This window comes from Achromobacter arsenitoxydans SY8 (assembly GCF_000236785.1).
Classification (GTDB): Bacteria; Pseudomonadota; Gammaproteobacteria; order Burkholderiales; family Burkholderiaceae_B; genus Achromobacter; species Achromobacter arsenitoxydans.
Genome location: NZ_AGUF01000010.1, coordinates 42,825 through 55,942 on the forward strand (window position 1 = coordinate 42,825; position 13,118 = coordinate 55,942).

The following is a 13,118-nucleotide window of genomic DNA, read 5'->3' on the forward strand; positions in this document are numbered from 1 at the left end:
CCGCCGGGCCGCTGGCATCCACGAAACAGGATGCGAGCATGACACCCTTCGACAGCCGGGAATTCCGCCGCGCGCTTGGCGCATTCCCCACCGGCGTTACCGTAATCACCACCTGCGACGCCGGGGGCAAACCCTATGGCGTCACCGCCAACTCCTTCAGCTCCGTATCGCTGGACCCGCCGCTGATCCTCTGGAGCCAGTCCACCACGTCCAGCAGCTACCCGGCGTTCCGCGACTGCGACCGCTTCGTCGTCAACATCCTGGCGGACCATCAGGTCCACGTGTCCAACCAGTTCGCGAAGTCGGGCGCCGACAAATTCCGCGAAGTGCCGGTCACGGCCGGGCTGGGCGGCGTGCCGGTTATCGACGACTGCGCGGCCCACCTGGAATGCGTGAAGGTCGCCGCCTATCCCGGCGGGGACCACGTGGTCTACCTGGGCCAGGTGGAAAAGATCTTCCGCAGCGGCCACCATTCGCTCGCCTTCGGCGACGGCAAATATCTCAGGACCTACGCGCACGATCTGGGAGAAGTCGGAAGCCAGACAGGCGCAGCCGGACTGGACAGCCTGAAAGCGCAACGCATGGCATTGGCGGCGCTGCCCGACATCTGCGAGCGCATCGGCCAGCGCACCGTCGGCATCGCGGTCTGGGGCAACCAGGGGGCCACCATCATCGGCTGGGAACCTTCCACGCACCCGGTCAGCCCGTACCTGCAGGCGGGCGTGGTCGTCAGCCTTACGCAATCGGCAACGGGAATCGCGTTCGCCGCCTTCATGCCGCCCGGGCAGACGCAGGCGGCCATCGACGAAGAGCTGCAGGCTCGCGTCCGCAGCGGCCAGCCGGATACCGGACAGTTTGCGCAACGCGTGGCCGAGACGCTGCATCACGGATTGGCGCGGGCCGTCGGCGCCGCGGCATCGCCCCGGCACCAGGTCAAGGTCAACGCCTTCAGCGCCCCTGTCTATGACGCGAGCGGCAACATGGTGCTGGCGATCTCGACCACCTGCGAGGCAGAGCGGCTGGCGCCGGACTGGGACGGCCCGGTTCCGGCCGCATTGCGCGAGGCGGCGCGGGAGCTATCGCTGCGGCTGGGATACCCCGCCGGCGCGTCCCTGCTGGCGGGCTAGGCGCCGCCAGCAAGTCAGAACTGCCCCGGCACCACCCGGTTGCGCCCCTGGCGCTTGGCCTCGTACAGGCCTCGGTCGGCCGCCTGGATCAGATCCGTGCATGGCCGCTCGGCTTCGGGCACGGCGGTGGCCAGGCCCACGCTGACCGTCAGCCAGGGCCCGGAATCCGCTTCCCGCTGCGGAATCTGCATCGCTTCGACAGCGCGGCGCACCTTTTCGGCGGCCAGGCGTGCGCTGCCGGCCGGCGTGCCCGGCAGCACCAGCGCGAACTCTTCGCCGCCGAAGCGGGCCGCCAGGTCCGTCGAGCGGTCGCAACTGCTGAAAATGGTGTTGGCCACGCGCTTTAGCGCCTCGTCGCCCGCGATGTGGCCGTAGGTGTCGTTGTAGGACTTGAAGTGGTCCACGTCGATCATGAGCATGCTGATCTCGCGGCTGTCGCGGCGCGCGCGCTGCCATTCGGCATTCAGGTATTCGTCGAAATATCGCCGGTTGCCCAGGCCCGTCAGGCCGTCGGAATTGGTCAGCCGGCGCAGTTCCATATTGCTTTCCAGAAGCTGCTGCTGGCTCTGGCGCAGGGCCTGGTAGGCCTCGTCGCGCTGCACCAGCGCCATGTAGGAACGCGAGTGATAGCGGATGCGCGCCACCAGCTCGATGGAATCCGGCAGCTTCACCAGGTAATCGTTGGCGCCGGCTGCAAAGGCCGCGCTCTTGATCGCCGGATCTTCCTTGGTGGACAGCACGATGATGGGGATGTCCCGCGTCACGGGGTGGTTGCGGTATTCGCGCACCAGGCTCAGGCCGTCCACCCCAGGCAGCACCAGGTCCTGCAGGATGACCGTGGGCCGCGTCTGGACCGCCACGGTAAGTGCCTTGTAGGGGTCCGAGCAATAGTGAAAGTCAATATTGCCTTCGGGCACCAGCGCTCGCCGGATGGCTTCTCCAACCATGACCTGATCGTCGACGAGCAGCACCATCGCCCCATGCGAATTCAAATCCGCCGAGGCTGTGTCGTCAATGGAGGGGAGCATATTGAGGTCCTTGATTTCCGCCGGGGTCCCGCGCATCAGGCAAACGCCTGGATGACGCGGGCGGCAATTTGTTCGAGTGGCCTGATTTCCACCGCGGCCTGCATGGCCGCGGCCGCCTTGGGCATGCCGTAGACGGCGCTGGTGGCCTGGTCCTGCGCGATGGTCAGGCAGCCGCGTTCGCGCAACGCCTTCAGGCCGCGTGCGCCGTCCTGGCCCATGCCGGTCAGCAGCACGCCGACCGCCACGCCGCGCCAGTGCTGCGCCACGCTATGGAAAAAAACGTCGATGGAGGGCCGGTAAAGGCTTTCCGTCGGGTTGTCCGTGTAGCGCAGGGTACCATCGTCCAGCAAATGCAAATGGTCGTCGGTGCCCGCCAGCAGAATCTGTCCGGGCTGTGGCCGTTCACCTTCGCGCACCAGCCTGACCGGCAGCGACACCTGATCGTTGAGCCAGTCCGCCATGCCGGCCGCGAACGACGCGTCCACATGCTGCACCAGCACGATGCCAGCCGGAAAATCCGTCGGCAGGTCGCGCAGCAATTGGGCCAATGTGGCCGGCCCGCCGGCCGATGCGCCGATGACCAACAGGCGCCGCGCGCCGGGCTGGGGCGCAGGCGTGGCCAGCGGCGTCAGGGCCGGCCGGCTGCCATAGCGCCCGATCAGCCAGCCGACATTGCGGATCTTGCGCAGCAGCGCCGCCGCGGCGGTGCGCATGTCCCCGCTGCCGACGACCGGCGTGTCCGCCGCGTCCAGCGCGCCGTGGCCCATGGCGTCGAATACCCGCGAGGTGTGGCGCGCCACGTCCGCCGTCACCACCACGATCGCGCAGGGCGTTTCCGCCATGATGCGGCGCGTGGCCTCGACCCCGTCCATGACGGGCATGATGAGGTCCATCAGCACCACGTCGGGACGGTCGCGCGCGCACTGCTGCACGGCCTCCAGGCCGTCGGACGCCGTCCACGCCACTTCCAGGCCGGGCTCCAGCGCGATCGCGCGCCGCAGGGTCTCGACCGCCATGGGCATATCGTTGACGATCCCGATTCTCACGTGCGTGCCTTTCCGATGAGGTCTTCAACGGCATCGAGCAGCGCATCATCGTGGAAGCTGCCCTTGGCCAGATAGTAGTCGGCGCCGGCGTCCAGCCCGCGCCGCCTGTCCTCTTCACGGTCCTTGTACGACACCACCATCACCGGCAGGCCCTGCAGCTTGGGATCCGCCTTGATGCGCGACACGAGTTCGATGCCGTCCATCCGCGGCATGTCGACGTCGGTCACGATCAGGTCGAAGTCCTCGGCGCGCAGCATGTTCCAGCCGTCCATGCCATCCACCGCCACGGCCACATCGAAGCCGCGGTTCAGCAGCAGCTTGCGCTCGAGTTCGCGCACCGTCAATGAGTCGTCCACGACCAGCACCCGCTTGCGGCGCCGCGCCGTGGCGGCCTCGGTCCCGCTATCGACCCGGGACAGCCCGCCGCCCTCGATGAGTTTCTGGACGGACACCAGCATGTCCTCGACGTCCAGGATCAGTAGCGGCGTGCCGTCGTCCATCAGCGAGCCCGCCATGACGTCCTGCACCTTGCCCAGCCGCGGATCCAGCGGCTGCACCACCAGGGTGCGCTCGCCCACGTAACGGTCCACGGCGATGCCGTAGAGCCGGTCGTGCTCGCCCGCCACCACCACCGGCAGCGTATCGGCGGCGGGCGCGGGCGCGCCGGCGCGCAGGATCTGGCGCGCCGACACCAGGCCGATCTGGCGGTCCATGAAGCGGAAATGCTGCTGGCCTTCAAGCTGTTCGATGTCTTCGGCGCGCACCTGCAGCGCATGCCTGACGTAGGCCAGCGGAAACGCGTAGATCTGGCCCTGCACTTCCACCAGCAGGCTGCGCACCACCGACAGCGACAGCGGCATCTCCAGCACGAAGCGCGTGCCCTGCCCGGCCTGCTGGTAGACCCGCACCGCGCCGCGCAGCTGCCGCACCATGGTCTGCACCACGTCCAGCCCCACGCCGCGCCCCGAGATTTCGGTCACTTCGTCGCGCGTGCTGAACCCCGACAGGAAAAGGAATTCAAGCAGCTCGGCCTCGCTCAGGCGGGCAGCGGTCTCCGCATTCGTGAGCTTGCGTTCGACGACCTCGGCGCGAAGCTGGTCCAGCGAAATGCCGGAACCATCGTCCGCCAACTCGACCAGCAGCATCCCTGCCGAGTGACGCGCCGACAGCCGGATCAAGCCTTCGGGCGGCTTGCCCGCCGCGGCCCGCGCCTCGGGCGTTTCGATGCCGTGATCCACCGCATTGCGCAGCAGGTGCATCAGCGGCGCATCCAGCTTCTCCAGGATGTCGCGGTCCACCTGCGTGTCTTCGCCGTCGATCTCCAGGCGCACCTGCTTGCCCAGCGAACGGCCCAGGTCCCGCACCATGCGCGCCATGCCGCCCAGCCCGTCGCCGAACGGCCGCATGCGGCAGGCCAGCGCGGTGTCGTAGAGGCGCCGCGTTAGATGGTTCATGCGCCAGCCGAATTCGTCGACTTCGCTCGCGCGCTGCGTCAACTCCCGCTGGCACTGGTCCAGGATGCGCTGCGTATCGTCCAGCGCGGCCTGTCCGCGCGCATCCAGCTGCTGTCCGGCCAGCACGCTGCGCAGGCTGTCCAGCGCCTGCGCGGCGCCCGCCTGGATTCGCCGCAGCCGCAGCATGGACGCGCTGAAGGGCGCGATCCACTGCGATTCCACCAGCGTTTCGCTGGACAGGCCCAGCAGCTTGTTAAGCGTGTCGGCCGTGACGCGCAGCACGCGCTCGCCTTCGCCCAGTCCACGGTCCGAACTGCGGCGCGAGGGCGCGGACGGAATGGCCGCGGGGGCCGGCGCATCCAAGGGCGCGGGAGCCGGGACGGCAACGGGCGCGTCGGGCGCGTCCTCCAACAGCACGATAGGCGGCAGGAAGTCCGACGGCCTGGGCGGGCGCGGCGGCAAGGCCGGCGGCGCATTGGGCGCGCTGCTCAGGCGCGCCACCAGGTCGCCGATTTCCGCATCGAGGTCCACGCCAGGCGTAGCCACGCGCTGCAGCAGGTCGGTGCCCAGCAACAGGGCGTCGATATCGGCCGCCTGCAGGCGCAGCCGCCCCTCTTGGGCCGCCACCAGGCAATCTTCCATGGCGTGCGCGATGCGCACGGCAGGATGCAGGTCCACGATGCGGGCGGCGCCCTTGAGCGAATGCGCGGCGCGCATGCAAGCCTCAAGGTGCGGGGCCGATGTGGGGTTCTGTTCCAGCGCCAGCAGGCCGTCGTTCAGCACCTGCACCTGGGTGCGGGTCTCGATCTGGAACAATTCGAGCAGCGACGCGTCGCGCATCTGATCCGGATTCACGCAAGGCTCCGTTCCAAGGCCTGCATCAGCAGAGTTTCATCCAGCACGCCGACGCCGCGCCCGCCGCAGCGGGCCATGCCGCGCGAATATTTCAGGCGGGCTCCCTGCACCGTCGCCGGCAGCGGCTCCAGCGCGTCCAGGTCCACGTCATGCATGCCCTCGACCTCGTCCACGGGCAGCACCACCGCGCGCCCCGCGCCGCCGAAGATCAGCATGCGCGCAGCCGCCGGGCGCTCGCGCGCCTGCGCCGCCGCGGCCTCCAGGCCCAGCAGGGTCGACAGCGACACGCACACCGTCAGCGTGCCGCGCACATTGGTCACGCCCAGCACCGCCGGATCGCGCCGGTGCGGCAGGCTGACGATGCCGCGCATGCCGGCCACCTCGTCCAGCGCGCGGGTGGGCAGGCCCAGCCATTCCTGGTGCAGCCGGAACACCAGCAGCGAAGACAGGTTCGCGTCATGACGCCCGGCGGCGGGCGGCTCGGCCTGCGCTTCCATGCCTGGCGGGAGCCGGTCGAGGATGCGCTTGGCGGCCGCCGAATACACAGGGCAATTGCGGCAATGCACATGGCCGGCCAACTGCGCGCAGCTCTTGTCGCCGCGTATGCCGATGCGGTTCCAGCAGTCGTCCACGTCGGACAGCGTCGCGGTCAGTTCACTCACGTCGCGCCTCCTGGCGCGCCGCACGCGCCTGCAGGCGGCGGGCGCCCTCGTGATCGCCGTCGGACGCGACCAGCGCCGCCAGGTGCAGCAGCGCCTCGCGATGGGTCGGATCCAGGTACAGCGCCTTGCGGTACGCGGCCTGCGCCTGGCGGGCGTCGCCCGCGGCGTCCAGCAGCAGGCCCTGCAGATGCAGCACCTCGGCGCTGGCGCCGTGAAGCTCAATGTGGGCCTGGCACTGCGCCATCGCCTCCTGGACCTTGCCCTGGTCGGCCATGGCGGCGATCTGTTGCAGCGACGTCTGCGCCGCCTGTCCGGATGCGCCAGCGGCAGGCATGGGCGGCGCATCCGCAATCGCCGCGCGCGGCAATGGCAAGCGCGGCGCGGGCGCCTGGGCGGCGGCGCGACGGGGCGGCGTCCAGGCGTGCACGATGGGACGCGACACGCGCAGGGGCGCCGGCGCCGCGTCGGCGTGGGCGGGAGCGGGCCTTGCCTGGAACGCGAACGAGCGGGCAATCGGCACCGGCGGCAGCCGCCGTCCCGTCAGGAGGCTGGTCTCGGCGGGTCCGACAAAGATCACGCCGTCCTCGCGCGTATGCCGCCGCAGCACCTGGATCGCGCGATCCTGTGTGGCGGCGTCGAAGTAGATGAGCAGGTTGCGGCAGAACACGAAATCATAGGGGGCCGCGCCCGCCAGCAGGCCGGGATCGAACAGGTTGCCCGGCCGGAACCGGACTTGCGCCGTCACCCGCGCGGCCAATTGATGGCCGTCGGGCGCGTCCGAAAAATGCCGGTCGCGGAACGACAGGTCGTCGCCCCGGAAAGAATTGCGGCCATACACGGCGCGCTGGGCGAATTCGACCATGCGCACGCTGATGTCCACGGCGTCCACCTGGAAGCGCTGCGGCGGCACGCCGGCGTCCAGCAGCGCCATGGCGATGGAGTACGGCTCCTCGCCGCTGGAACAGGGCACGCTCAACACCCGCAGGATGCGGCCCTCGCAGCCGGGCGCAAACAGGCGGTCGCGCGCCAGGGCCGCCATGGCGGCCTGCGATTCCGGGTACCGGAAGAACCAGGTCTCCGGCACGATCACGGCTTCGATGAGCTGCTGCATTTCGTCGGGCCAGGACTGCACCCGCATCAGATAGTCCTGCTCGTCATCCACGCCGGCGGCGTGCATGCGGTGGCGCACGGCGCGTTCGACGGCAGCCTGGCCGATGGAGCCGCTGTCCAGCCCCATCCGGCGCTTGAGCAGGCCGCTGAATTCGTCCATCACGGTCATGGCAGGGCCTCGCCAGACGCCGCGCCGGACGCGGGCGGAAACAGCAGCGACCGCACGTGCAGCGGCAGCAGGTCATCCACCCTCACCGACTGCACCATACCCAGCGCATCGCTAAGGACCGGCCCGAGATAACGGGCCTCGGCATTGTCCAGCGCATGTGGCTGGAACGCCGCGGGGTCGTAGTGGACGGTTTCGGTGGCCTGTTCCAGGATCAGGCCCAGCAGGCGCTCGCCGGCCAGCGCGTCCGCGCGGTAGCGCACCATCGCCAGCCGCGTGCTGGTCACGCAGGCCGCCGCGCCCGCGCCGGCCAGCGCGCTCATGTCCAGGACCGGCACGGCCGCGCCGCGGCGCTCCATCATGCCCGCCACCCAGTGCGGCGCGCCGGGCACCTGCTTGAACACGCGCAGCCCCAGCACCTCGGCGATGTCCGCAGCGTCCAGCGCGTAGCGGTCGGCGCCGATGCGGAAAAGCAGATACAGCCGGCGCCCGGCGCCGGCATGGGCCGGGCCGGCGGGCGCACGGGGCACGGACTGCGTCATGACGGCGCTCACACCTTGAAGCGCGAAACGCCGCTGCGCAGGTCGTTCGCCACCAGCGTCAGCTCTTCAATGGCCAGGCTGGACTGGCGCAGCGATTCCACGGTCTGCTGCGCCGCGTCGCTAAGCTGCTGCAGGGCCTGGTTGATCTGCTCTGCGCCGGTCGCCTGCGCCTGCATGCCCTCATTTACCATCTGCACGCGCGGCGCCAGCGTCTGCACCTGCTGGATAATCTGCGAAAGCTGATCGCCCACCTGCTGCATGTCGGTCATGCCGCGGCGCACTTCCTCGGAAAACTTGTCCATGCCCATCACGCCGGCCGACACGGACGACTGGATCTCGCGCACCATCTGTTCGATGTCGTACGTGGCCACCGCCGTCTGATCGGCCAGGCGGCGGATCTCGGTGGCCACCACCACAAAGCCCCGGCCGTACTCGCCGGCCTTTTCCGCTTCGATGGCCGCATTCAGCGACAGCAGGTTGGTCTGGTCGGCCACCTTAGTGATCGTCGTCACCACTTGCGTGATATTGCCCGCCTTTTCGTTCAGGATGGCCAGCTTGGCGTTGACCGACCCGGCAGCGCCCACCACATTGCGCATGGTGTCTTCCATGCGCGCCAGGCCCACCTGGCCGCTGCCGGCCAGCGTCGCGGTCTGCTCGGCCGCGCTGGAGACTTCGGTCATGGTGCGCACCAGTTCGCGCGAGGTTGCGGAGATTTCACGCGAGGTGGCGCCGATCTCGGTGGTGGTGGCGGCGACTTCCGACGCCGTCGCCTGCTGCTGCTTGGACGTGGCGGCGATCTCGGTCACCGACGTCGCCACCTGCACGGCGGACCGCTGCGTCTTGCCGACCAGGCCGGTCAGCTCGTCCACCATGCCGTTAAAGCCCGTCTCGATGGCGTTGAATTCGTCCTGGCGCGCCAGCTTCAACCGGCGAGTCAGATCGCCGCCGCCGGTGGCTTCCAGCGTTTTGACGATGTCGCGCATCGGGTTGCCGATGGCGCGCATCAGCATGATGCCGCAGACGATCGCAGCGGCAATGGCCAGGGCCAGCGACACCAGCATGCCGGTTTCGGCCGACCTCACGGCCTGCCGGATACTGACCGCGGCCAGATCCGCCTGCCTTTTGTTTTCGATCACCATCTTGGCCAGAACATCGCGGCCCTGATAGAACGCGGGCCGCAGTTCGGTCGCGATGCGCGCCTGCACGCGCGCCGGATCCGACTGGGTTGCGGACGCAAGGATGTCGGTACGGATGCGCTTGTATTCGCGCAGGTCCTTCTGGAACTGGTCGAACAGCTGCTGGTCGTCCTGCCGGGTGATGGCCTGCCGGTAGAACTCGATGTGCTCGTCCAGCAACTGGTCATTCTTAGGCAGCGATTCCAGCGCCACGTGGCGCGCCGGCTCGTCGCTGGTATTGAAGGCGTCCTGCACCACGACGAAACCGGCGAACCACGCCGCCCGGATCGACGTGCTGTAGTAGATCCCCGGCACGGCGTCGACGTTGATCATTTCGACTTCCGACTCGATGTGCAGCAGCCGCCGGTAGTCCACCACCACCATCAGCGTCATGATGGCAAGGATTACCAGGAAACTGGCCTGGATGCGCCGGCGGAGCGTCAGATTCTTCATTCCGAGAGACCTTTGTACTGTTTCAATTTGTCAACGCCCGACCGGGACGCCCCTAGAATCCTGCCGCGCCGGCCAGCTTAAAGCTGACAGCTCTGACGGGATGTGGGAAATATCGACAATTATTACAAAGGAGCCGCCTCGCAGCCACGAAAAACAGGGGAAAACCCAAAACTTCCAGCCCTTCGTCGGGAAAACGCAAAGTTTTATTACAGAGACATTTGTATTTTTGTGACCGTCGGTGCGTCCCCGTTCAGGCCCGGATATCCCAGAGCGCCTGAGGCGGCCGCTGGCCCACCCAGTCGCAGGCCTGTTCATAAGCGTGCGCCAGTTGCAGTACAGCCAGGTCGCCGCGCGGCGGCCCGATAAGCTGCATGCCCATCGGCAGGCCCGCCGCATTGAAGCCCACCGGCACGCTGATCACCGGGCAGCCCGCCAGCGTCCACGGGGTGACGGTCTCCATCCAGCGATGGTAGGTATCCATGGGCCGGCCGGCGATTTCCTTGGGCCAGTCCAGCGCCACATCGAAGGGAAACACCTGCGCCGACGGCACGGCCAGGTAGTCCACGTCCTCGAACATGCGCAGCACGGTCTGGTACCACGCGCTGCGCTCCTCGGTCGCCCGGTAGATCTCGTGCGCCGTCAGGCCCTCCAAACCTTCGACTTCCCAGATCAGCGCCGGCTTGACCAGCTTGCGCGTGTCGGGGTTCTGGACCAGCGCGTGGAATTGCCCGCCTACCATCAGGTGGCGATGCGCAAGCCAGATGCGCCACAGCCGGTCGCCCGCGAACGGCACCTGGTAGTCGTCGACGCGGCACCCCGCCGCTTCCAGGCCTTTCAAAGCCTGGGCGCACAGATCCAGAATGCCGGACTCCATCGGCAGATAGCCGCCCCAATCGCCCAGCCAGCCCACGCGCCTGCCGGCAAGATCGGCATCCAGCGGCTGCGCGTACTGGGCTGGATCGTCCGTCAGCGACAGGGGCGCGCGCTTATCGTGGCCCGCCATCACCGACAGCATCAGGGCCACGTCGCGCGGGGTGCGCCCCATGGGCCCTTCATAGGACAACTGCTTGAGAAACACCTCCGGCGCGGGTCCCGCCGGCACCCGGCCCGCGGACGGGCGCATGCCGTAGACATTGCAAAAGGCCGCCGGATTGCGCAGCGATCCGCCAAAGTCGCTGCCGTCGGCCACCGGCAGCATGCGGGCCGCCAGCGCGGCCGCCGCGCCACCGCTGCTGCCGCCGGCAGTCTTGGTGGCATCGTAGGGATTGCCCGTGGCGCCGTAGACCTTGTTGTAGGTGTGCGATCCCAGTCCGAACTCCGGCACGTTGCTGCGGCCGATGAAGATCGCGCCGGCGGCGCGCATGCGCTCGACCATGATCGAGTCGTGCTGCGTCTTTACATCCTTGTAGACCAGCGATCCCATCGACGTGACCATGCCGCGCACCGCCGTCAGGTCCTTGGGCGCCTGCGGCATCCCATGCAGCCAGCCCAGCCACTGGCCCGCGGCCAGCTGGGCATCGCGCTCTTCGGCCTCGCGCAGGAGCTCGTCGCTGTCGCGCCGCGCGACGATGGCGTTCAGCTTGGGATTGACCTGGTCGATATGCGCCAGATAGGCCTGCATCACCTCGCGGCAGGACACGCGCCGGCCGCGGATGGCGTCCGACAGCGCGTGCGCGGGCATGGCCACAATTTCGTTCAGCGGGGCGGCGGTAGGCATGGCGGCGAGTCTCCTGGCGGCGCCTCGGGCCAGCCGGACGCGCGCATTGTCATTGAACGCGCGGCGGCCACCCGCCTGCGCTTGGCGACAATACTACGCAAATCCGCGCCCGATCGGTGAAACGCGGCGCTAGGCGGCTACCGGCCTGATGGCGACCGGGCGGCGCAGTTCGACCACGCGCTCCGCGCCGACCGCACGGGCGCGCAACTGGCCACAGCCGGCGTCCACGTCCTGCCCGGCGCTGTTCCTCACTTTGACCAGCACGCCACGGCTGTGCACATAGCGGACCACGTGGCGGATACGCTCGGGGTCGGGACGCTCGTAGTCCGCCCCTTCCAGGCTGTTGAACGGTATGACGTTGAGCACGCAGTATTTGCCCTTGAGCAAACCCAGGACTGCGTCGAGTTCGTCGTCCCCGTCGTTGACGCCTTTGAGCAGCGTCCATTGGTACTGGATCGGATAGCCGGTGTCGCGGGCGTATTTTTCGCCGAGTTCGATCAATTCGTCCGGCGCGATCCTGGGCGCGCGCGGCAGCAGGTGTTCGCGCAATCCGGCCTTGGTCGTGTGCAGCGACAGCGCCAGCGCGGGCTTGACCCGCTGTCGCGGCAGCGCATCGAACACGCGCAGGTCGCCTACGGTGGAGAACACAAGGTTCTTGTGCGCGATATTGCCCTCGGTGCCCAGCAGGTCGATCGCTTCGAGCACGTTATCGAGGTTGTGCGCAGGCTCGCCCATGCCCATGAAGACGACTTTCTTCACCGCGCGCATCCGGCGCGCCAGCACGACCTGGGCAAGGATTTCCATGCTGGAGACCTGGCGGATCAGGCCGCTCTTGCCGGTCATGCAAAATCGGCAGCCGACCGCGCAGCCGACCTGGGTCGACACACAGAGCCCGTCGCGCGGCAGCAGCACGCTTTCCACCATCTGTCCGTCGGCCAGCTCGACGAGCAGGCGCGAGCCGTCGTTGCCAGCGTGTTCGGAGCGGACGCGCGCAAGGCCATCGAGTTCCGCCGTCAGGGCGGGAAGCGCGTTGCGCAGCGTCAGCGGCAGAAAGTCCGCGGCGGACCGCCGCCGGGTGCCGGTATCCAGCGCCTGTCCGTTCAGCCAGACACGCACAACCCGCCCGCGATGGATGGGCTGGGCGCCGAGGTCGGCGAGGCGTCGGTCAAAGTCGGAAAAGCGCATGGGGAGCGGATTTTACCCCGTCCGCGGGACAGGCCGCCGGACGGCCAGGCCGTCCGCCCCTGGGCTGACCAGCTGGCCGCGCCGGTGTCCGCGTAAATTCCGCTGCGGCGCTTGAGCCAGATCAAACCGCAAGGCTCTGCGCCCGCCCTAAGATCGCCTCCTGCCCACCGTCCGGAGACGATCTTGACTACCCCCGCCGACCTCTGCACCGAAGCCGAAATCCAGGACATGGTCCACACCTTTTACGGCAAGGCGCGCGCCGACGAGGCGCTTGGCCCCATCTTCAATGGCATGATTCACGACTGGGACGAACACCTGGCAACGCTGTCCGATTTCTGGTCCGCGGTGCTGCTGGGCACCCGGCGCTTCGCGGGGATGCCCATGCCCAAGCACGCGGCCATGCCCAACCTGAAGGCCGAACTCTTCGAACGCTGGCTGGCGCTGTTCGGCGAAACCACCGACGCCCTGCCCAACCGCGCGCTGGCCGACGCCGCACAGGAAATGGCCAAGCGCATGGCGCGCAGCCTCTGGTATGGGTATCAGCTGTCGCGCGATCCCAGCCAGCCGCTGACCGAACTGCGGCCCGCGTAGCGCACGG

At 68.4% G+C, this 13,118-nt stretch carries 11 protein-coding genes; 2 read left to right on the forward strand and 9 right to left on the reverse strand.

Going from position 1 to position 13,118, the window contains the following annotated elements:
* Positions 1-38: 38 nt before the first annotated feature.
* Entirely contained in the window at positions 39-1,127 is a 1,089-nt protein-coding gene (locus KYC_RS28360) for a flavin reductase (protein ID WP_008158355.1), read from the forward strand.
* 14 nt (positions 1,128-1,141) lie between these two features.
* Here KYC_RS28360 and KYC_RS02065 read toward each other — a convergent pair whose 3' ends face one another.
* From KYC_RS02065 to KYC_RS02105, 9 genes are all read right to left on the reverse strand, one after another.
* A complete protein-coding gene (locus KYC_RS02065; protein ID WP_043517341.1) occupies positions 1,142-2,155 on the reverse strand; it encodes a diguanylate cyclase in 1,014 nt (337 codons plus the stop codon).
* Positions 2,156-2,190: 35 nt separating this feature from the next.
* Positions 2,191-3,201 (reverse strand): chemotaxis response regulator protein-glutamate methylesterase, encoded by a 1,011-nt coding sequence (gene cheB / locus KYC_RS02070; RefSeq protein ID WP_008158357.1) that lies wholly within the window; start codon positions 3,199-3,201, stop codon positions 2,191-2,193.
* Positions 3,198-5,510: a hybrid sensor histidine kinase/response regulator gene (locus tag KYC_RS02075; RefSeq protein WP_008158358.1), complete on the reverse strand. Its 2,313-nt coding sequence runs from the start codon at positions 5,508-5,510 to the stop codon at positions 3,198-3,200. Before KYC_RS02075 ends, cheB begins: the two co-directional genes overlap by 4 nt.
* Positions 5,507-6,172, reverse strand: a complete 666-nt coding sequence (locus KYC_RS02080) for a chemotaxis protein CheW (RefSeq protein ID WP_008158359.1) — start codon at positions 6,170-6,172, stop codon at positions 5,507-5,509. Before KYC_RS02080 ends, KYC_RS02075 begins: the two co-directional genes overlap by 4 nt.
* Entirely contained in the window at positions 6,165-7,451 is a 1,287-nt protein-coding gene (locus tag KYC_RS02085; protein ID WP_008158360.1) for a CheR family methyltransferase, read from the reverse strand. The genes KYC_RS02080 and KYC_RS02085 overlap by 8 nt, the downstream gene beginning before the upstream one ends.
* Positions 7,448-7,990 (reverse strand): chemotaxis protein CheW, encoded by a 543-nt coding sequence (locus KYC_RS02090; RefSeq protein ID WP_008158361.1) that lies wholly within the window; start codon positions 7,988-7,990, stop codon positions 7,448-7,450. Before KYC_RS02090 ends, KYC_RS02085 begins: the two co-directional genes overlap by 4 nt.
* An 8-nt stretch (positions 7,991-7,998) precedes the next feature.
* Positions 7,999-9,618 (reverse strand): methyl-accepting chemotaxis protein, encoded by a 1,620-nt coding sequence (locus KYC_RS02095; RefSeq protein WP_008158362.1) that lies wholly within the window; start codon positions 9,616-9,618, stop codon positions 7,999-8,001.
* Positions 9,619-9,868: 250 nt separating this feature from the next.
* The gene (locus tag KYC_RS02100) at positions 9,869-11,335 is read right to left on the reverse strand and encodes an amidase (protein ID WP_008158363.1); all 1,467 of its coding nucleotides are present in this window, start codon (positions 11,333-11,335) and stop codon (positions 9,869-9,871) included.
* 129 nt (positions 11,336-11,464) lie between these two features.
* The gene (locus KYC_RS02105) at positions 11,465-12,520 is read right to left on the reverse strand and encodes an RNA methyltransferase (protein ID WP_008158364.1); all 1,056 of its coding nucleotides are present in this window, start codon (positions 12,518-12,520) and stop codon (positions 11,465-11,467) included.
* Between the two features lie 228 nt (positions 12,521-12,748).
* On the opposite strand from KYC_RS02105, the gene KYC_RS02110 reads away from it, so the two are divergent.
* Positions 12,749-13,111 (forward strand): group III truncated hemoglobin, encoded by a 363-nt coding sequence (locus tag KYC_RS02110; protein ID WP_050814822.1) that lies wholly within the window; start codon positions 12,749-12,751, stop codon positions 13,109-13,111.
* Positions 13,112-13,118 lie beyond the last annotated feature (7 nt).